Below are 19,352 nucleotides of genomic sequence, written 5' to 3' on the forward strand. Positions count from 1 at the left end.
CGGGCTTTCCAGCCCGTCGCCTCCACCGCTTCGCCGCTTGCGCTGCGTCGCCGTCGTTGCGAGAGACGGAATATTAGACAGGTTCAGCGAACCGCGCAAGCCCTTTGTGAAACTTTTTTGAAAATGGTGTCATTGCCCGTGTTTTCACGCCCCTGCCTCACCGCGTGCGCGCCCTATCCATATCCAGACGCTATAGAGAAGAGAACCGGCGCCCGTCGCACCGCCTTTGGCACAATAGCGCCCATGAACACCGATTTTTCCCAAGACGCCTCCGGGCCCGCGCATCCCTTTTCCACCCTCCTGCCCGACACCGTCATTGCCGCCGTCGAGCAGCTTGGCTATTTCAGCGACGGGCGCCTGCTCGCCCTCAACAGTTATGAGAATCGCGTTTATCAAGTAGGGATCGAAGACGGCCCACCGCTCATCGCGAAGTTTTATCGCCCGCAACGATGGACCGACGACGCCATCCTGGAAGAGCACGCCTTCACGCAAGCGCTCGCCAACCAGGAAATCCCGGTCGTTGCCCCCCTCGAGACGCACGGCACGACCCTGCACCATTTCAACGGCTTCCGCTTCGCCATCTTCCCCCGGCGCGGCGGCCGTGCCCCCGAACTCCAGGATCCCGATACGCTCAACTGGCTCGGTCGCTTCCTCGGCCGCATCCACGCGGTCGGTGCCATCCAACCGTTCCGGCACCGCATTACCCTGGACGTCGACACCTACGGGCGCACCCCAGTCGACTATCTGTGGGCGAGCAACTTCATTCCGAACGACCTGCGCGACGCATGGCGCCGCATCGCCGATCTGGCGCTCGCGGGCGTCGGCCGCGCTTACGAGCGCGCCGGCGACGTGAAACTGCTGCGCGTACACGGCGACTGCCACGGCGGCAACGTCTTGTGGACCGACGCCGGCCCCCATTTTGTCGATTTCGACGATACGTGCATGGCCCCGGCGATGCAGGACCTGTGGATGCTGCTCTCGGGCACGCGCGCGGAGATGACGCTCCAGCTCGATGAAGTCCTCTCCGGCTACCAGGACTTTGCCGACTTCAACCCTCGCGAGCTGCATCTGACAGAAGCCTTGCGAACGCTGCGCTTGCTGCACTACAGCGCCTGGCTGGCCCGGCGCTGGGACGACCCCGCATTCCCCGCCGCCTTCCCTTGGTTCAACACACAACGCTACTGGCAGGACCGAATCCTCGAGCTTCGCGAACAGGTTGCCCTTATGGACGAGCCCCCGTTGCTCTGGCGCTGACCCACATCCCCCTCGGCCTGCCCGCGCTCACCACCATCGCCACATGGCAAAGGCGAGCGCGGCGGCCACGCACCACTCCGCCGCCGACCCGGTCGTCACGTAAAGCGGTGAACGGAAGCGCGTTCGCAACGGCCAACACAGCGGCACGCCGGACGGCGTGAGCCAATCGGCCAGCAGATGCGACAAGTACCCGGCGCTCAGCGCCAACATCCACACAGGCAAATGCCCCCAGTGGTAAACGCAGCCGACAACCGCCAGGATCGGCAGCAGCAGCGAATGCGTCACACCGCGATGACCAAAAAAACGGGAAATCAGGAGCGACACCGGTGCGACTCGGCGTCCCAACATGCTCTTCGGATGATCGATGTCGGGCAGCAATGCGCCGACGAGTGTCAAGGGCCAGGCATGGGCGCTGGCGGCCCACCCGGTGCGATGCATCAGCCACGTTGCGCCGATGCCGAATATGAGATGACTTCTGGCTTGCATGAAGGACCGGTCGCGATGCGCCGGGACGCCCCGCACCGCTAGAAAGGGGGGCGAAGTCTATCACCCAGTACGCGACGTGGGCAGCCCTGGTCCGCCCAGCGCCACCGGCTTTCGCCTCGAAACCCCATCAACGAGCAATATTCCCGGGACACGAATCTCGAATACGCCACATTCGGCCAGTTTCGGTTGACCGTGTCATATGTCCCCCGTACGATCCGCGCGACGGATTTCCTTCCAGACTTTCGCACCGGGACACACGAATCGCCCGCAGGAGTTTTCGATGAAGAAGTTTCTGACGCTTGCGGCAGCACTCGCGCCGCTTGCCGCCCACGCCGCCAACCCGCTTGTGACGGACGACACCGGAACACAGGACACCGGCAACTGGCAACTCGAGCTGAACAGCGAGTGGATGACGATGCCGACCGCGCGCCAGCAACAATGGAATAGCACGCTGACGTATGGCGTGATGCCCAATCTCGACGTCGCGATCCAGGCGCCCTACCAACGTACGCGACCGGATGGCGACGGCTGGACCAGCGGCGTCACCGACCTTCAGTTGCAAGCCAAATGGCGCTTTCTCGAAACCGAGCAATGGAGCCTCGGCCTGAAGCCCTTCGTCTCGCTGCCGACGGCCAGTCAGGATCGCGGTCTCGGCAACGGTCGCGCGACCACCGGCGCAAATCTCTTGATGCAATACACCCTCAATCGCTGGACGTTTCTCGCGAATGCGGGCTACACCTGGAACAACAACAGCATCGGCAACCGGCAGAGCCTGTGGAACGCATCCACGGCCTTGCTCTTCAGCGCGACGGACACGCTGCGCCTGGTCGCCGACATCGGTCTCGCGACCAACCCTGACGCCACGACCACGACAAAGCCCGCATACGCACTGGTCGGCGCGATCTACAGCCCGACGAAGGACCTCGATCTGGACGTCGGTTACAAACGCGGCCTGAACCCGGCTTCGCTCTCTCACTCGGTACAGGCGGGCGCCACGATCCGCTGGTGAGCCCCGCCTCGACGTTGGCTCCCGAACGAGGAGGCGTGCGCGCAAGCGGCAGCGAAAATGCACGCGTCGCGCATGTTTTTCGGGGGTCCACAAATTTAATGTCATAAATACTTGACATGATGCGCGGAATTCTCGTACTATTCTTCTTCTCAGACGCGGGGTGGAGCAGTCTGGCAGCTCGTCGGGCTCATAACCCGAAGGTCACAGGTTCAAATCCTGTCCCCGCAACCAAATTCAAAAGCCCGTCGGCCGCAAGGTCGACGGGCTTTTGTCATCTCTCGCGAGACGCCTCGCCGACGAGTACCATCGCGCCCTGGCTGCGGTCCGCCTAGAATGAAATGCTGGCGGGGCAACCCGGGCCCCGCGTCAATGCATTCAAGGGGCATCATGGCCGAGCCCGACAAGGTGTTTGCAGGGTCGATTCCGAAGTGTTACGACACGTTGATGGTCCCGTTGATTTTCGAGACCTACGCGGTCGATACGGCGACACTCGTTGCGGCCACCTCGCCCCAGTCGGTACTGGAGACGGCGGCCGGCAGCGGCGCGGTAACGCGAGCGCTCGCCCCGAAACTCGACGCTGGCGCGCGCTACGTGGTGACCGACCTCAACCAGCCGATGCTTGACTATGCCGCCAGCCGGCAACCCGCCGACGACCGGATCGAATGGAAGCAGGCCGACGCGCTTGCCCTGCCGTTCAACGATGCGTCATTCGATGTCGTCTTCTGCCAGTTTGGTGCGATGTTTTTCCCCGACCGGGCCGCTGGCTATGCCGAGGCGCGTCGCATGTTGAAGCCGGGCGGGCGCTTCGTCTTCAGCGTCTGGGATCGCATCGAAGAGAACGCCTTCGCCGACGACGTCACCGAGGCCGTCGGCGCATTGTTTCCGCATGATCCACCGAGATTCCTCGCTCGCACACCGCACGGCTATTACGACGTCGCGCGGATCCGGGACGATCTAAGCCGCGCCGGGTTCATCCACATTGAGATCGAGACTCGCGAGAAGATCAGTTATGCGGCATCGGCCCGCGACGCCGCCACCGCCTATTGCCTCGGAACGCCGCTGCGCAACGAAATCGAAGCGCGCGACGCCAGCTTGCTTCAACTCGCCACAGACCGGGCGACGCAGGCGATAGCCCAGCGCCACGGCGAAGGCCCGGTGGCAGGCAAGATTCAGGCGCACGTGATCGTGGCAGAGGGATAAAGGCGGCGGGATGGCCCCGGTATTCGATTGTGCGACGCCAGCCTAGGGAAGCGAGCGCTACGACGACGAAGCGCTACCCGCGCGACGGCAGAACCGTTGCTCGACGACTCGACTCCCCCATTGCTCGCCTTCGGACTCGTCGGTCAATGCAAAGCCGAACGACTCGTATAAATGCCGCGCCGCATCGAGTCCCTTGAACGTCCATAGGTACGTCTCGCGAAAGCGCGCATCGACATACGCCACGGCCTGCGCCATCAGGCGCCGCCCGACCCCGGACCCGCGCAACGAATCGTCGACGATGAACCATCGCAAATGCGCGACGCCGGTGTCATGGTCGCCGTCGATCGCGAGAGAGGCCAGCGTGCGCCCGTTCTCCACATGGCGCCACAGCGCTTTGCCGTCGACGGGCAACGCACTGGCGAATGCAGCGAGTTCCGTTGCCACCTTCTTCTCGAAGAACACGCCAAACCCCCAGTGTTCCGAGTAAAAACGAGCGTGCAGGCTGGCAATGTCGCCAATGCATCCGGGCTGATAGCCCTCGATCACCGGCGCGGATATATCTGCCTCGACGGCGCCCTGGGCAGCGTTGCCCTGCGCGAGCGCATCCGCGTACAGGGCAAGCGCCCGGACCAGGGCCGCCTGATCCGCAGGCACGATGCGTCGGAGCGCGCTGGACACCTGATCCGTCGCAAAGCGGTCGATCTTGCTTCGAAGCCGCTGCCCCGCGTCGGTCAGAAAAAGTTCGGATGCGCGCGCGTCACCACGCGCCGTCGTGCGCCTCACGAGCCCGCTGACCTCGAGCTTTGCCACTTGCCGGCTCGTGTTCGATTTATCCAGACGCAGGCGGTTGCCAAGGTCTTTGGCACTGATCCCGGGCGTCGCCCCAATTTCGATGATGGCGTGAACCGCCGACGGCGCGAGGTCGCTGCCGGCCAGCGTCGTTCGCATGAATCCGAGTTCCCGAACCAGTCTGCGGGAGAAGTCGCGGAGTTCCAGAATCTCCGCTTCGCGAGGCTTGCCAGGAAGGTCGACGATATCCATATCCCACCCCTATCAGTTGCGCATCGCAACCAATATAGTTGCGACGCGCAACCGATGCAAGCCCGTTATTGTGCGGGGCCGTGCTCGGTAAGGGAGAAAGACCGTCCTGCGTGACAGAACCCCGCCGTCATTGTCCGTCGCCCAGCAAATCGTGCGAATCCAGGATGGCGTAAGCGATGCTCGGACGACTATCGAGACATCGGCGAACCGCAGCCGGGATCGACGCCTGGATCTTCCGGCAAAGCCCCGGTCTTGCCGCCAAGCGAATACTGATGCCTCGGACCGTCCGGACTTCGTTCACACTCGGCGCGATCTGCAGTGAGATGCCGAGTTGCGCCTGCATCAGATCGGCGAGGCGCTGCAAATCAGCGTAACTGTTCACGGCTTCGATTCGCGCGATCAGCCGTTTCTCCTCCGCCTGCGTCAACCGCAGGATGCGGCGATCACCGTCGGGGTCTTGCATGAGGCTTTCCCGATCACAGGTGCAAGCCCCCGGGGGGCACTCCTTGCGGATAGGGAAGTGGGTCGCTTCGACCATAGCGTACGGACAGGGGGCGTTGGCGTGACTGACGTCGACATTGCATTATCGATCATTCAAGTGTCTGTCATCCGATGGCTTGCATCAATTAGGGATGACATTAAAGCCCGAGCGCGACCCGTGCGCCGGCCAACGGGCCATCGCTGCCCAGGCCAATCGTCCGACAGCGATATAATTTCGTGCTTTTAACGCCTTCATCGGCCTTACCGGATCCATCGACATGAGTACCTTGCCCGCTTGCCCGAAATGCAACTCCGAATTCACATACGAAGATGGGGGGGTCTACATTTGCCCCGAGTGCGCACATGAATGGTCGGCGCAGGCCGCCGCAGCGTCGGAACCCACCGAACGCGTTTACCGCGACGCCACGGGAACCCTTTTGCAGAATGGCGATACGGTGACCGTCATCAAGGACTTGAAGCCGAAGGGGTCGGGTGGCGTGATCAAGATGGGAACCAAGGTGAAGAACATTCGGCTGGTGGACAGCGACCACGATATCGATTGCAAGATCGATGGCTTTGGCGCCATGAGCCTGAAATCCGAATTCGTCAAGAAGGTCTGATCCGGTTCCAACGCCCGTCGACGTCGCGCTGGGCGGGCTGATACCGCACACCGGCCCAGCGGCGCGGCGTTCATTGCCTGGGCGTCGATGTGCCCCCGGTTCAGCACCTCGTCGGCGAACGCGCGTACGACGTCACGGCTATCGCTCATGCGAATGATGGCCGCCGGCCGATCGGGAGCGTCAGCGCCATCATCGCACCCGCCACCGCTGGGACGCCGCCATTCATTCCAGTCACGGCGAATCGAAATTACCGCGCCCGAATATCGAACCCGTCGACATAAGCGCGCAAATCGCCGATGCTGGCGCCATCCCACACCTTACCGTCGCAAAGCACCTCGCGCGCCGGCGAGGCCACTACCGGCACGGCCTCGGCACGTGCTGCCGCCTCGAACAACGCCGTCTGGCTCACCGCTGCCGCCGTCTGCGCGGCGCCGGCCACCGCCGCATCGCCCACCATCCCCCAGCGACGATACTGCGCGATGAACCACATGCCATCCGAAGGATGCGGGTAATTCACCACGCCCTTGTCGAAGAAGCTCACGCGTAGCAAGGCGTGCCGTCCCTGCAGGCGGCCGAAGTCGCCCAGCAGACGCGCCGCGATCAGATCGCGGGGCGCCCCGACCCACGCGGGCTCCGCCAGCCATCCTGCCGCTTCCGCCCGATGCCCCGGCATATCCAGCCAGCGGCACGCACTGAGCAGCGTGCGCACCAGCGCCTGCGCCGTTCTTGGATAGCGCGCGACGAAATCGCGACGGCAGGCCAGCACCTTCTCCGGATGATTGGGCCAGATGTCGCTCGACACCGTGACCGTGCGTCCCAGCCCGCGCGCCTGCGCGACCGCGTGCCAAGGCTCGCCACAGCAAAAGCCGTCGAGTCCGCCCTCTTCCATCGCGGCGACCATATGCGCCGGGGGAATCACGATGCTGGAAATCTCGGTGAGCGGATCGATACCCTGCGCGGCGAACCAGTAATTGAGAAACATCGCGTGCGTGCCCGTCGGGAACGTCTGCGCGAAAACCGGCTTGCGCCCGAGCGACGTCAGCGCCTCGCGCAAGTCGCCCGTGTGTGCCATCGCCTCGGCCAGCGATGGCGACACCGTGATCGCCTGCCCGTTGCGATTGAGCACCATGAGCACGGCCATGTCTTCACGCGGGCCGCCAATGCCCAACTGCACCCCGTACACGAGGCCGTACAGCGAATGCGCGGCATCCAGTTCGCCCGTGAGCAGCTTGTCGCGAACGGCCGCCCACGACGACTCGCGACTCAGCTCCAGGGTCAGCCCATGCTCGTGCCCCAGTTCCAGGCGTTTCGCGACGACCAGCGGCGCTGCATCGGACAGCGCGATGAACCCTACGCGCAGATGACGTTTTTCTGGCGCACCGTCCGGCGATTGCGCGTCAGAAACCAACCATGATGACGTCGACATGAGCAGTGTCTACCCTAGTAATTCGGCAATCGAGACGAGTTGGCGCGCCACTTCGACGAGCTTCTCACCCTGATCCATCGCCCGTTTGCGCAGGATGGCATAAGCCTCCTGCTCGGAAATCTTGCGTCGGTCCATGAGCAGCCGCTTGGCGCGGTCGATCAGCTTGCGGTCGGCCAGTTCGGTCTCGGCCTTCGCCAGTCGCGCGCGCAGCTTTTCCTCATGGGCGAAGCGCGCAAGCGCGACTTCGAGAATGGGTGCGAGCCGGTCCGCCGCCAGTCCTTCGACGGAGTATGCCGTCACGCCGGCATCAACGGCCGCGCGAATCAGCGCTTGATTGCCGTCGGCCGAGAACATCAGCACCGGACGCGGCGCCGCCGCATTCATCACCGCGAGTTGTTCGAGCGTGTCGCGCGACGGCGATTCGGTATCGATGATGACCACATCAGGGCGCTCGCTCTCCACCACCCGCGGCAACGCCTGCGGCTTGGCGACTTCCACCAGCATCTCGCACCCCAGACGCGCCAGCGCCGCCCGCAACTCGCCAATCGGCTTGTCGGTATCCGTGACGAGCAGTACGCGCAGCATGCCGTGTGCCCCTGGCGCCGCAACGGGGGCGCCAAGCGCAACAGCGGCACCCGCGACGGCGGGCTTGCGGGGCGTATCGGCCTGAGGATCGACGTCCCCGGCATCCGGTGTTTTCGGCAAGTTCGTGGGGGCCAACCTGGTTGGCCTGTCAGTGAAGATCCATCCACGACGCCGTCGCGCGGCGGCATCGGCAGCGCCCCGTCGACAACGTCTCGTGCGCTAATCGAACGCGCGCTGTTCAGTATAGATAGTGAAGATACAACGCATCAGGCCGCTCTGGCGATGACGTCGTGCACAACGTCCGCGGCGGCTTCCCCGACATCGACACCCACCGCCGCGCTCGGCTCGACTGCCGCGAGCGCGGCTTCACCGACCGCGCCGCCCACGAGCAGAATGGTCGGACTGGCAAACCCTGCCGCGCGCACGTCTGCCGCCAGCCGGCCCAGCGACGTGACCATACGCCGCTCTTGCGGCGAGCCGGCCCACTGGACCGCCCCTGCCGGCGTCGCCGCATCGAGATGCGCCAGCAGCGTCTCGCTCAGTTCTTCGACACGATGCAAGCCCATGTAGATCGCGAGCGTGGTGCCGGTCGCCGCGAGCGCCGCCCAATTGGGCGCACTGCCGTCCTGCCGGTGCGCGGTGACGAATGTCACGCCGGCACAGTGCTCGCGATGCGTGAGCGACATGCCCAGGCCGGCCGCCGCCGCGAACGCCGACGACACGCCGTTGATAATGTCCACCGGCACCCCCGCACGACGCAGCGCCGAGATTTCCTCGCCCGCTCGCCCGAACATCAGCGCGTCGCCGCCCTTCACCCGCACCACATGCGCGCCGCGGCGCGCGAAGCGGCACATCAGCCGTTCGATGAAAGCCTGCGGCGTCGAGCGACAGCCGCCACGCTTGCCCACGGCAATCACGCGGGCCTGCGGCGCGAGCGTGGCGATCTCCGGATTGGCCAGATCGTCGACGAGCAGCACATCGGCCTCGCCGAGCACGCGCGCCGCGCGCAACGTCAGCAGATCGAGCGCGCCGGGACCTGCGCTCAGCAGAGTGACTTTGCCGTTCTTCATAATCGTTCTCCCTCAATTCCTCGATGTTCTGCATGTCACCCAATCCATATCCTGTCGGAACGTTCGCGAGGCAACGCCTGCCCCCTGGGCTCAGGCAGCGTTCGTCGCGAACGGCTGCGTCGCCGCCTTGCCCGGCGCGGCGCACATGCGCTGCAACTCCGGCACGCACGAGCCACAGACCGTACCGCAGCCGAGCTTCGCCTTGAGCTGCGCCACGTCCGCCCCCGCGCCAATGGCCGCGTCGATGCTCGACGCCCTCACCGACTTGCACTGGCACACCGTGCGATCGCGCGGCGCGGCCGGCCCGCTGTCGGCCACGAAGACGGCGTGACGCGCGCGCGTCCATGGCGCCGTTTCGCGAACGCGCGCGAGGAGCGACGTCGACGCGGCGACGTCGGCCTCGCTGCCGGCCACCAGGACACCGTCGATCAGGGTGTCGCGCCATGCCACGCGCTTGGTCATCGAGCGGCGCGCATCGCGATACTCCAGCAGCGACTCGTCGCGCGGCAGGGCCAGCGCCGTGTGCAGGCGCTCCAGCCAATCGGCGTCAGGCTCGTCGTCGGCGGCCATGACCACGATCCGGTCATCGCCCTCCAGACGCACGGTCGCGAAGCGACGCTCAGCCAGCAGCGGCTGCACGGCCGCATGCAATTGCAGCGCATCGCCGCGCCGCACCGCCGCCACACGCCACGGCAGCGTGAGCGGGTCGACGCGCACGGCGGCGTGCTTCAGTTCCGGCTGCTTCGAGTACTTGTCGACGGCGCCGAGCGTTATGTCGTTCACGCCACCGCCGCCGAGAAATTGTCCGCTCCAGTGCATCGGCACGAACACCGAGCCCGAGACGACGTCATCGCTCACGGCCAGCGTCAACACCCGCTCGCCGCGACGGCTCGACAGCCGCACGAAATCGCCCGCGCGCAGGCCGCGGCGCGCAGCGTCTGACGCATGCATGGTGAGCGCCGGTTCCGGCGCGTGCTCGAACAACTGTCCCACACGCCCGGTGCGGCTCATGCCGTGCCACTGATCGCGCAAGCGTCCGGTAATCAGGCGTAGCGGATGACGGGCATTGATCGGCTCGGCCACCGGCCGATATTCGAAGGCGTGAAAACGTGCGCGGCCGTCGTCGGTGGCGAACACGCCATCCTCGTAGCGGCGCGCGGCCCCTTGCGCCGCGCCTGACGGGAACGGCCACTGTTGCGGACCGCGCTGCTCGAGCAACGCGTAATCGATGCCGCCAATATCGAGGTCGCGTCCCACGGTGAGGGCGCGATGCTCGTCGAAGATGGTCTCGATGGACGAGAACGCGAACGGCTCGGGCGGCACGTCGAGCCTGGGCGCAAGACGTCGGGCGACCTCGCTGGCAATCCACCAGTCGGCACGGGTCTCTCCGGGCGCCGCGACGGCCGCGCGCACGCGCGAAATGCGCCGCTCCGAGTTCGTGACGGTGCCCGCCTTCTCGCCCCAGCTCGTCGCGGGCAGCAGCACGTCGGCGTAGGGCACCGTGTCGGTCTGGTGAAACGCCTCCTGCACCACGACGAATTCCGCGGCGGCGAGCGCTTCACGCACGCGCTCACTGTCCGGCATCGAATGCACGGGGTTCGTGCACGCGATCCAGATCGCCTTGATACGGCCGTCGCGCACGGCGTCGAACATCTCCACGGCAGGCAGGCCCGGCTTGTCGGACAGGCGCTGCACGCCCCAAAGCCGCTCGACCTCGGCGCGATGGGCCGCGTTGCCGATATCGCGATGCGCCGCAAGCATGGTCGCCAGCCCACCGACTTCACGGCCGCCCATTGCATTGGGCTGGCCAGTGAGCGAGAACGGCCCGGCGCCCGGGCGTCCGATCTGCGCGGTGGCCAGATGCAGATGGATGAGGGCGAGATTCTTCTCGGTGCCGTGGCTCGACTGATTCAGTCCCATGCAATAAAGCGACAGCGCCGCGGGGCTTTCGCCAAACCAGTCAGCCGCCTGACGCAACGCCGACTCGTCGATGCCGCAGATGTCGGCCACGAGTTGCGGTGTGTAGCCGCGCAGCATCTGCTTGAGGGCGTCGAAGCCTTCGGTATGCGCGTCGATGTAGCGCCGGTCGATGCGTCCTTCCCAGATCAGGTGATGCAGCATGCCGTGAAAGAGCGCGACGTCGGTACCCGGCACGATGGCCAGATGCAGGTCGGCCATCGCCGCGGTGTCGGTGCGGCGCGGATCGACGACGATCCAGCGAATCGACGGATCGGCGGCCTTGGCCGCTTCGAGTCGACGGAACAGCACCGGGTGTGCGTAGGCCATATTGCTGCCGGCGAACAGCACGGTGCGGGCCGCTTCGAGATCGTCGTAGCAAGTGGGTGGGCCGTCCGCGCCGAGCGCCATCTTGTAGGCACTCACGGCGCTCGACATGCACAGCCGCGAATTCGTGTCGATGTTGTTGGTGCGCACCAGCCCCTTGGCGAGCTTGTTGAAGACGTAGTAGTCCTCGGTCAACAACTGCCCCGACACGTAGAACGCGACGGCGTCCGGGCCATGCCGACGGATGACGTCGGCAAAGCGCGACGCCACCGTCTCCAGCGCGTCGTCCCAACTGACAGGCGCGCGTGCGGCGTCGCGCGTGGTGCGCAGCTCGGGCGTCAGCACGCGTCCGGCAAGTGACTGCGCGGTGAGCGGCAACGTCATGCCTTTGCTGCACAGACGCCCGAAGTTCGCCGGATGCGCCGGGTCGCCCTGCACACCGACGATGCGCTCGCCGTCGCTCTCGACGAGCATGCCGCAACCGACGCCACAGTAGCAGCAGGTGGTTTGCGTGAGGGTTGTCATGGGGGGCTCCGGCAATCGCGAGGGGTCAGGGGGGCGGGAGACGCGGGTCAAGCGGCAGCCGTCGCTGCGCTCGCCGCGGTACCGATCGCCTCATCGAGCGACACATACACCTCGCCCGCGTCGATCCGCACGGCGAAACGCTCTGCGCAGCCCACATCGGGGGCACAGGCTTCGCCGGTCGTCAGGTCGATGTTCCAGGCGTGCAGCGGGCAGGTCACCTTCTCACCATGCACGATGCCCTGCGAGAGCGCGCCGCCCTTGTGCGGGCACTTGTCGCGCAACGCGAAGACCGTGTCGCTCTCGGAGCGAAAGAGCGCGATGTCGCCGCTCGGGTGGGCCAGCACGCGCGTGCCCAGGCGCGGAATCGCGCCCACATCGCAGACATGCAGCCAGATCGGTTTGGATTGCGTCATGGTGTTCTCCTCAGGCGGTCGCCGGCTCGGCGCTCGCCGGCACGATCGAGGTCAGCGGACGGTATTCATTGGCTTGTGCCCCGTTGATGCGCGCTTGCCACGGATCGGGCAGGCCATCGAGCGAAAAGAGCAGCCGCTCGTACAGCGCACGACGATTGGCGGCGTCGTTCACTACGCGTTGCTTCACGTAGTCGAGGCCAACCCGATCGAGGTAATGCACCGTGCGGTCCAGGTAATAGGCTTCCTCGCGATAGAGCTGGAGGAACGCGCCCGTGTACTCCTTGACCTCGTCGGCCGTCTTCACCTTCACGAGGAACTGCGCGACTTCGGTCTTGATGCCGCCGTTGCCGCCGACATACAGCTCCCAGCCCGAATCGACGGCGATCACGCCCACATCCTTGATCCCGGCCTCGGCGCAATTGCGCGGGCAGCCGGACACGGCCAGCTTGACCTTGTGGGGCGACCACATGTTCGCGAGCATGGTCTCGAGATCGATGCCCATCTGCGTGCTGTTCTGCGTGCCGAAGCGGCAGAATTCGCTGCCCACGCAAGTCTTCACCGTGCGGATCGACTTGCCGTAGGCGTGCCCCGACGGCATGCCGAGGTCGCGCCAGACGCTCACGAGATCTTCCTTCTTCACCCCAAGCAAATCGATACGCTGACCTCCCGTAACCTTGACCATCGGAATCTGGTACTTGTCCGCCACGTCGGCGATGCGGCGCAGCTCGCTCGGGTTGGTCACGCCGCCCTTCATCTGCGGGATGACGGAGAAGGTGTTGTCCTTCTGGATGTTGGCGTGCACTCGCTCGTTGACGAAACGACTTTGCGGATCGTCGACGGCTTCCTTCGGCCACGTGCTGAGCATGTAGTAGTTCAGCGCGGGACGGCACGTGGCGCACCCGTTGGGCGTGCGCCATTCGAGGAAGTCGAAGGCGGCACGATGGGTCGTGAGGCGATGCTCACGTACCGCGCGGCGCACGTCGGCATGCGACAGATCCGTGCAGCCGCACACGGCCTTCTCCTTCGGTGCCGCGTCGTAGGTCGAGCCCAGCGTGCTCATCAGGATCTGTTCGCACAGCCCGGCGCACGAGCCGCAAGAGCTGGCGGCCTTCGTATGCTTCTTGACTTCGTCGAGCGTGAACAGGCCCTTCTCGGTGATCGCCTTGACGATGGTGCCCTTGCACACGCCGTTGCATCCACACACCTCGTCGGTATCGGACATGGCCGATGCGCGGTTCTGCCCTTGCGTGCCCACATCGCCCACGCTCGATTCGCCGAACATGATGCGCTCGCGCAATTCACCCAGCGTGCGGCCTTCGCGCAGCAGCTTGAAGTACCAGGCACCGTCGGCCGTGTCGCCATACAGGCACGCGCCGACGAGTTTGTCGTCGCGAATCACCAGCTTCTTGTACACACCGCTCGCGGGGTCGGACAACACGATCTCCTCGGTGTCTTCGCCGCCGAGAAAATCGCCCGCCGAGAACAGGTCGATGCCGGTGACCTTGAGCTTTGTCGACAGCACCGAGCCGCGATAGCTGCCGATGCCCATGAGCGCGAGATGGTTGGCGCAGACCTTGGCCTGCTCGAACAGCGGTGCCACAAGACCATAGGCCACGCCACGATGGCTCACGCATTCGCCGACGGCGTAAATACGCGGATCGTAGGTTTGCAGCGTGTCGGACACGACAATGCCGCGTGCGCAATACAGGCCGGCCGCTTCGGCCAGCGTCGTGTTCGGCCGGATCCCCGCGGCCATCACGACGAGGTCGGCGGCAATCTCTTCGCCGTTGCTGAACTTCACGGCCCGCACGCTGCCGTTGCCATCGTCGAGAATCGCCGCCGTTTGATGCGACAGACGGAACGTCAAACCGCGCGCTTCGAGCGATTGTTGCAACAGCTTGCCCGCCGTGCTGTCGAGCTGGCGCTCGAGCAGCGTGTCGGCCAGGTGCACGACGGTGACGTCCATGCCACGCAGCTTGAGGCCGTTGGCCGCCTCCAGTCCGAGCAGGCCGCCGCCGATCACGACCGCATGGCGCTTCATGCCTGCCGTCTCGATCATGATCTCGGTGTCGCGAATGTCGCGGTAGCTGATCACGCCATCGAGATCCTTGCCAGGCACCGGCAGGATGAACGGGCTGGAGCCAGTGGCGATCAGCAGGCGGTCGTACGGCGCCTCGGTGCCGTCGGCGCAACGCACGACGCGGCGCGGTCGATCGATCTGCGTGACTTCCTTGCCCAGATGCAACGTGATGCCCTTCTCCGCGTACCAGTCCAGCGGATTGAGCACGATATCGGCAAACGACTGCTCGCCGGCGAGCACCGGCGAGAGCAGGATCCGGTTGTAGTTCGGATGCGGCTCGGCGCCGAACACGGTGATGTCGTACTGATGCGGCGCGATTTCCAGCAGCTCTTCGAGCGTGCGGATGCCGGCCATGCCGTTGCCGATGACGACCAGACGAGGTTTGCGCATGCTGTCTTCTCCTGTTGCAGCGCTTGCAGCGCCCGAAAAACAAAACGGCGTCCAACCATGCCGAAGCATGGAGGGACGCCGTTGTCCTGTGGGTACGTCGCAGGCGATCTCGCCTGACGCCGCACCGGAATTCATGGCCGGCGACGTCTTTGCCGCTGGCCCACACAGTTATGCAACAAGCGTGCCAGGTAGTGCGCGAGGATCAGCAAAGCGTTGTCAGGCAATGCAGAACGGGAGATTTGTCTATGGGAAACGCCCGAAAGCCAGACTGAATCTGCTGCACCGCAGCAGTGCAAGGCGGTGCAGCACCCGTGTCGCGCGCACCAGCATGATGCGCTGCGCGAGCGCCTCAGCGCACCGCCGAGGGTCGGCGCCGCCTCAATCGTCCTGCATCAGGGCACGCCCGATGATCAGTTGCTGAATTTGCGTGGTGCCTTCATAGAGACGCAGCAGACGCACATCGCGATAGAAGCGCTCGACCTTGTATTCGTTGATGTAGCCGGCGCCGCCATGCACCTGCACGCCGCGATCCGCCACGCGCCCAACCATCTCGGTACAGAACAGCTTGGCGCACGAGGCCCGCGTGCTGACATCGGCATCGCGCTTGCCCTCGGGCTTCGCGTCGTAACGTTGCGCGCAGTCCTGCACCATCGACCATCCGGCATACAGTTCCGCCTGGCTGTCCGCAAGCATCGCCTGCACGAGCTGGAAATCGCCGATGCGTTGCCCGAATTGCTTGCGTTCGCGCGCGTAGGCCACTGACTCGTCGAGAATGCGCTGCGCCATGCCGCACGCGAGCGCCGCCACATGCAAGCGCCCACGATCGAGGACCTTCATCGCCGTCTTGAACCCCCTGCCCGCCTCGCCGCCGATGATGTTCGCCGCCGGCACACGCGCGCCTTGCAGCACGACGTCGCAGGTCTTCGTTCCACGCTGCCCCATCTTCTTGTCGGGCTTGCCCAGCGACAGGCCCGGCGTGTCCGCCGGCACGATGAAGGCCGAGATGCCGCTCGCGCCCTCGCCGCCCGTGCGCGCCATCAGCGTGAACGCCCCGGCGCGCGGCGCGTTGGTGATGAAGCGCTTCACGCCATCGAGCACGTAGGTGTCGCCGTCGAGCACGGCGCGCGTCTTTAGGGCGGCCGGGTCCGATCCCACGTCCGGCTCCGTGAGTGCAAACGACATGATCAGGTCCCCACTCGCCACGCGCGGCAACAGGTCACGCTTTTGCGCCTCGGTGCCATCCATCAGGATGCCCTGCGAGCCGATACCCACGTTGGTGCCGAATACCGAGCGGAATGCCAGCGACGTCTGCCCGAACTCGTAGGCAACGCGCACTTCCTGCACCATCGACAAGCCGATGCCGCCGAACGCCTCGGGAATCGACAGGCCGAACAGGCCCATGTCCTTCATCTCGTTGACGAGCGTGGCCGGCACGTCATCGTTCGCTTCCACGTCATTCTCGGCAGGCACCAGCCGCTCGCGAATGAAACGTTGCACCGCCGCGAGCAACAGCTCGAACGATTCGCTATCCAGTCCCTTCGATGTCATCGACCTATCATCCTTGAAGAATGCCGCGCCGCATGCAGGCGTTCACTCGCCCGTCTGCAGCATCTCGCGCAATTTGAATTTCTGTATCTTACCCGTCGGGGTGGTCGGCAGCGCCGCGCGCACTTCGAGGCGTTCCGGCCAATACTGCCGGGCGACCTTGTGCGACGCCAGAAAGCCGGTGAGCGCCGGCAGATCGACCGAATGCCCCGGTCGTGGCACCACGACCGCACACGCACGCTCGCCGAGCCGCTCGTCCGGATACGCGACGATGGCCACCGTCGCGATCGCCGGATGCCGGTACAGCAGCGCCTCGATCTCGACGACGGGGATATTCTCTCCGCCCCGAATGATCACATCCTTGCTGCGCCCGGCGATGCGCACGTAGCCGGTGGCGTCGAGCCAGGCCATGTCGCCAGTGTCGAACCATCCCGCCTCGTCCGTCCCGTTCCATTGCGCGCGCTTGAGATAGCCGCCAAAATTCGAACACGAGCGCACGAGCAAGCGGCCGGTCTCCCCCGTCGGCAGGTCGCGATTGTCCGCATCGACCACCCGTAGCTCGACGCCCGGCAACGGGCAGCCGTCCGTTGTCGACGCGCGCGCATCGTCGTCCTCCAGACGCGTGAGCGTCACGGCGCCGTTCTCGGTCATGCCCCACGCCGACACGATCTTCGCACCGAGCACCTTGCGCGCCTGCTCCACCACCGGCCCCGGAATCGGCGCGCCCGCACACAGGAACGCACGCAAGCTCGGAACGGTCTCGCCGCTGGCGGCCACCGCCTTGGTCAGATCCGCGAGAAAGGGTGTGGACGCCATCGTAAACGTCACCCCATGCGCCTGAATCAGACGCACAGCGTTCGCCGGGTCCCAGACATCGAGCATGACTGCGCTCGCCCCGAGCAGGATCGGCATCATCAGGCCGTACATGAAGCCGGTCTGGTGCGCGAGCGGCGAGCCCATCAGAATCACGTCGTCGCGGCCGAGGCGCATGCGCTGCGCGTAGGCCTCGATGTTCGAGAACGTGGTGTTCGCGCTGTGCATCACGCCCTTCGGCTCGCCCGTGGTGCCGGACGTGTACATCAACTGCATCACGTCGTCCGGCCGCGCGCGCGAGGCCTGCATCAGCGCTCGCTCGGCATCCGCCGCCGCCGGCTCGCCAGCCATGAGAACAGCGTCGAAGCTCTCGCCTGTGGCAGCCTCCCCGACGACGATCACATGTCTGAGCGCGGCGAGCTCGCGCTGCAACCCGCGCGCCATCGCCGCGTGATCGAAGCCGCGAAACTGCTGCGGCACGATGAACACCTTGGCCTCGCCATGGCGCAGCATGAACGACAGTTCGCGCTCGCGGAAGATGTGCATGAGGGGATTGAGCACCGCGCCGATGCGGGCACAGGCCAGATAGGTCACCGCGAACGGCCAGCCGTTGGGTAGTTGGCACGCGACCACGTCGCCGCGTCCGACGCCGCGACGCAACAGGCCGAGTGCAAGACGCTCCGCCGCGTCAGCCAGCGCGGCGTAGGTCAGTTGCGTGGTCTGGCCAGTGGCGGTCGAGACCGCCGTGAGCGCGACCTTGTCGGGCCATGCCGCGAGCGCCGCGTCGAGCGCGTCGTTGATTGTGCGTTCGGGCCACCAGCCGCGCGCCACGCTGTGCTCACGCCGAGGGGGAAGCAATACCGCATCGAACTCCATCGCATCGTCTCCTGTGCTGTCGCGGATTTCACGCCGCTACGGTCTTGTCGTTGCCTTGCCTTTGCCCAACTCGCAGTCGCTGTCCGGTCAAACCGGCACCGCCTGCCGGCCTGCGCGGGCTCGCGCGATGATCGTCTTCATGATCTGCGCGGTGCCATCACCGATCTGGAAACCGAGCACGTCGCGCAAACGCTGCTCCATCACGCCCCGGTCGTAGCCGCCGTGGCCGAACATCAGCAGGCATTGATGGATGACGTCATAGGCGAGCTTCGGCCCCCACCATTTGCACATCGCCGCCTCGGCGCTGTGCGGCAGGCCGCGATCCTTGAGCCACAGCGTTTGAAGACAGAGCAGCCGCGCCGCCTCGACCTGTGTATCGAAGTCGGCCAGTGGGTGCGAGACGCCCTGAAACGCGGACAGCGGTTTGCCGAACGCTTCGCGCTGGGCCACGTATTCCCATGTCTCGTCGAGCGAGGCGCGGGCGACGGCCAGCACCTGCAAGCCAATAAGCGCGCGAGAGAAATCGAAGCCCTGCATCACTTGCACGAAGCCCTCCCCCGGCGCCCCCAGTACGTGGTCAGCCGGAATCTTCACGTTTTCGAAGAACAGAGAGCCCCGGCCGATGGCGCGCTGCCCGTGGCAATCGAAGCGTTGCCGTGTGATGCCCGGCAGGTCGAGCGGCACGAGGAACGCCGAGATACCGCGCGCGCCCGACGCCACATCGCCCGTGCGCGCGAACACGACGGCGGCATCCGCCTGGTCGGCGGCAGAGATCGACGTCTTTTCGCCATTGAGCAGATAATGCGTTCCATCGAATTCGGCGCGCATGCGCAGGTTGGCGGCGTCCGATCCGCCGCGCGGTTCGGTGAGCGCGATGGCGAGCAGCGTCTCGCCGCGCGTGAGCTTGCGCAACCAGGGCAAGACGACCTCAGGCTGCCCATGTGCCGCGAGAATCTGACCATTGAGCGAGGCCAGCAAGTTGACGTACGACAGGCTCAGGTCCGCGCACGCAATCGCTTCATGAATCACGCCCGCGGCGAGACGCCCCATGCCCTGCCCGCCAAAGGCTTCCGGCAACTCCGGCGCAATCAGGCCAAGCTCGCCCATCTCGCGCATGAGCGTGCGATCGAGCACGCGCGTCTTGTCGCGTTCGAGAAAGCCGGGGGCGACACGCGCCTGGGCGAAACGCCGCGTGTGCTCGGCGAGCGCGACGAGATCGTCGTCGAGATACGGATTTTGCATCGCGTTTGCCTCGC

16 protein-coding genes and 1 tRNA gene are annotated in these 19,352 nt (G+C 65.4%); 5 read left to right on the top strand and 12 right to left on the bottom strand.

The features are described 5' to 3' along the window. Positions 1–243 precede the first annotated feature (243 nt). Positions 244–1,254, top strand: a complete 1,011-nt coding sequence (locus tag PTE31013_RS04300; protein ID WP_150611617.1) for a serine/threonine protein kinase — start codon at positions 244–246, stop codon at positions 1,252–1,254. A gap of 27 nt (positions 1,255–1,281) precedes the next feature. Here the strand turns inward: PTE31013_RS04300 and PTE31013_RS04305 are convergent, their stop codons facing one another. Then, entirely contained in the window at positions 1,282–1,740 is a 459-nt protein-coding gene (locus tag PTE31013_RS04305; RefSeq protein WP_150611618.1) for a metal-dependent hydrolase, read from the bottom strand. A 280-nt stretch (positions 1,741–2,020) separates the two neighbouring features. Here PTE31013_RS04305 and PTE31013_RS04310 point away from each other — a divergent pair, with 280 nt between their 5' ends. From PTE31013_RS04310 to PTE31013_RS04320, 3 genes are all read left to right on the top strand, one after another. Next, complete coding sequence (locus PTE31013_RS04310) at positions 2,021–2,749, top strand: transporter (RefSeq protein WP_150611619.1); 729 nt, start codon at positions 2,021–2,023, stop codon at positions 2,747–2,749. Between the two features lie 154 nt (positions 2,750–2,903). Further along, positions 2,904–2,980, top strand: a tRNA-Met gene (locus PTE31013_RS04315). Positions 2,981–3,136: 156 nt separating this feature from the next. Then, the gene (locus PTE31013_RS04320; protein WP_150611620.1) at positions 3,137–3,949 is read left to right on the top strand and encodes a class I SAM-dependent methyltransferase; all 813 of its coding nucleotides are present in this window, start codon (positions 3,137–3,139) and stop codon (positions 3,947–3,949) included. A gap of 57 nt (positions 3,950–4,006) precedes the next feature. On the opposite strand, the gene PTE31013_RS04325 is transcribed toward PTE31013_RS04320, so the two are convergent. Together PTE31013_RS04325 and PTE31013_RS04330 are read right to left on the bottom strand one after the other, a co-directional pair. Further along, complete coding sequence (locus PTE31013_RS04325) at positions 4,007–4,990, bottom strand: bifunctional helix-turn-helix transcriptional regulator/GNAT family N-acetyltransferase (RefSeq protein WP_150611621.1); 984 nt, start codon at positions 4,988–4,990, stop codon at positions 4,007–4,009. 127 nt (positions 4,991–5,117) lie between these two features. Beyond that, positions 5,118–5,453, bottom strand: coding sequence for a hypothetical protein (locus PTE31013_RS04330; RefSeq protein WP_246173892.1), 336 nt, complete (start codon positions 5,451–5,453; stop codon positions 5,118–5,120). Positions 5,454–5,748: 295 nt separating this feature from the next. Between PTE31013_RS04330 and PTE31013_RS04335 the strand changes: the two genes are divergently transcribed. Beyond that, positions 5,749–6,090: a zinc ribbon domain-containing protein YjdM gene (locus PTE31013_RS04335; RefSeq protein ID WP_150611623.1), complete on the top strand. Its 342-nt coding sequence runs from the start codon at positions 5,749–5,751 to the stop codon at positions 6,088–6,090. Positions 6,091–6,337: 247 nt separating this feature from the next. Here PTE31013_RS04335 and PTE31013_RS04340 read toward each other — a convergent pair whose 3' ends face one another. The 9 genes from PTE31013_RS04340 to aliB all read right to left on the bottom strand — a co-directional run bounded on the left by PTE31013_RS04340 (position 6,338) and on the right by aliB (position 19,338). Further along, positions 6,338–7,516, bottom strand: coding sequence for a CmpA/NrtA family ABC transporter substrate-binding protein (locus tag PTE31013_RS04340; RefSeq protein WP_150611624.1), 1,179 nt, complete (start codon positions 7,514–7,516; stop codon positions 6,338–6,340). Positions 7,517–7,525: 9 nt separating this feature from the next. Continuing rightward, positions 7,526–8,101, bottom strand: coding sequence for an ANTAR domain-containing response regulator (locus PTE31013_RS04345; RefSeq protein ID WP_150588000.1), 576 nt, complete (start codon positions 8,099–8,101; stop codon positions 7,526–7,528). Positions 8,102–8,367: 266 nt separating this feature from the next. Next, positions 8,368–9,171, bottom strand: a complete 804-nt coding sequence (gene cobA, locus PTE31013_RS04350) for a uroporphyrinogen-III C-methyltransferase (protein WP_150611625.1) — start codon at positions 9,169–9,171, stop codon at positions 8,368–8,370. A 90-nt stretch (positions 9,172–9,261) separates the two neighbouring features. Continuing rightward, positions 9,262–11,979, bottom strand: a complete 2,718-nt coding sequence (locus tag PTE31013_RS04355; protein WP_150611626.1) for a nitrate reductase — start codon at positions 11,977–11,979, stop codon at positions 9,262–9,264. Between the two features lie 47 nt (positions 11,980–12,026). Continuing rightward, positions 12,027–12,392 carry a nitrite reductase small subunit NirD gene (gene nirD / locus PTE31013_RS04360; RefSeq protein WP_150611627.1) on the bottom strand — a complete coding sequence of 122 codons (366 nt, stop codon included), beginning with the start codon at positions 12,390–12,392 and terminating at the stop codon, positions 12,027–12,029. A 10-nt stretch (positions 12,393–12,402) separates the two neighbouring features. Beyond that, positions 12,403–14,862 carry a nitrite reductase large subunit NirB gene (nirB, locus tag PTE31013_RS04365; RefSeq protein ID WP_150611628.1) on the bottom strand — a complete coding sequence of 820 codons (2,460 nt, stop codon included), beginning with the start codon at positions 14,860–14,862 and terminating at the stop codon, positions 12,403–12,405. Positions 14,863–15,240: 378 nt separating this feature from the next. Beyond that, positions 15,241–16,410 (bottom strand): acyl-CoA dehydrogenase family protein, encoded by a 1,170-nt coding sequence (locus PTE31013_RS04370; protein WP_150611629.1) that lies wholly within the window; start codon positions 16,408–16,410, stop codon positions 15,241–15,243. A gap of 42 nt (positions 16,411–16,452) precedes the next feature. Continuing rightward, positions 16,453–18,096 carry a cyclohexanecarboxylate-CoA ligase gene (gene aliA / locus PTE31013_RS04375; RefSeq protein ID WP_150611630.1) on the bottom strand — a complete coding sequence of 548 codons (1,644 nt, stop codon included), beginning with the start codon at positions 18,094–18,096 and terminating at the stop codon, positions 16,453–16,455. Between the two features lie 87 nt (positions 18,097–18,183). Then, positions 18,184–19,338 (bottom strand): cyclohexanecarboxyl-CoA dehydrogenase, encoded by a 1,155-nt coding sequence (gene aliB / locus PTE31013_RS04380; protein WP_150611631.1) that lies wholly within the window; start codon positions 19,336–19,338, stop codon positions 18,184–18,186. Between the last annotated feature and the right edge of the window lie 14 nt (positions 19,339–19,352).

It is taken from the genome of Pandoraea terrigena, from assembly GCF_902459705.1.
Classification (GTDB): Bacteria; Pseudomonadota; Gammaproteobacteria; order Burkholderiales; family Burkholderiaceae; genus Pandoraea; species Pandoraea terrigena.

Bases quoted from the DNA above. Each gene is read 5' to 3' on its own strand.
- PTE31013_RS04320 (WP_150611620.1), top strand. From the start codon at position 3,137: ATGGCCGAGCCCGACAAGGTGTTTGCAGGGTCGATTCCGAAGTGTTAC.
- nirD (WP_150611627.1), bottom strand. From the start codon at position 12,392: ATGACGCAATCCAAACCGATCTGGCTGCATGTCTGCGATGTGGGCGCG.
- PTE31013_RS04335 (WP_150611623.1), top strand. From the start codon at position 5,749: ATGAGTACCTTGCCCGCTTGCCCGAAATGCAACTCCGAATTCACATAC.
- PTE31013_RS04325 (WP_150611621.1), bottom strand. From the start codon at position 4,990: ATGGATATCGTCGACCTTCCTGGCAAGCCTCGCGAAGCGGAGATTCTG.
- PTE31013_RS04345 (WP_150588000.1), bottom strand. From the start codon at position 8,101: ATGCTGCGCGTACTGCTCGTCACGGATACCGACAAGCCGATTGGCGAG.
- PTE31013_RS04300 (WP_150611617.1), top strand. From the start codon at position 244: ATGAACACCGATTTTTCCCAAGACGCCTCCGGGCCCGCGCATCCCTTT.
- PTE31013_RS04305 (WP_150611618.1), bottom strand. From the start codon at position 1,740: ATGCAAGCCAGAAGTCATCTCATATTCGGCATCGGCGCAACGTGGCTG.
- PTE31013_RS04330 (WP_246173892.1), bottom strand. From the start codon at position 5,453: ATGCAAGACCCCGACGGTGATCGCCGCATCCTGCGGTTGACGCAGGCG.
- aliA (WP_150611630.1), bottom strand. From the start codon at position 18,096: ATGGAGTTCGATGCGGTATTGCTTCCCCCTCGGCGTGAGCACAGCGTG.
- PTE31013_RS04340 (WP_150611624.1), bottom strand. From the start codon at position 7,516: ATGTCGACGTCATCATGGTTGGTTTCTGACGCGCAATCGCCGGACGGT.
- PTE31013_RS04370 (WP_150611629.1), bottom strand. From the start codon at position 16,410: ATGACATCGAAGGGACTGGATAGCGAATCGTTCGAGCTGTTGCTCGCG.
- cobA (WP_150611625.1), bottom strand. From the start codon at position 9,171: ATGAAGAACGGCAAAGTCACTCTGCTGAGCGCAGGTCCCGGCGCGCTC.
- aliB (WP_150611631.1), bottom strand. From the start codon at position 19,338: ATGCAAAATCCGTATCTCGACGACGATCTCGTCGCGCTCGCCGAGCAC.
- PTE31013_RS04355 (WP_150611626.1), bottom strand. From the start codon at position 11,979: ATGACAACCCTCACGCAAACCACCTGCTGCTACTGTGGCGTCGGTTGC.
- nirB (WP_150611628.1), bottom strand. From the start codon at position 14,862: ATGCGCAAACCTCGTCTGGTCGTCATCGGCAACGGCATGGCCGGCATC.
- PTE31013_RS04310 (WP_150611619.1), top strand. From the start codon at position 2,021: ATGAAGAAGTTTCTGACGCTTGCGGCAGCACTCGCGCCGCTTGCCGCC.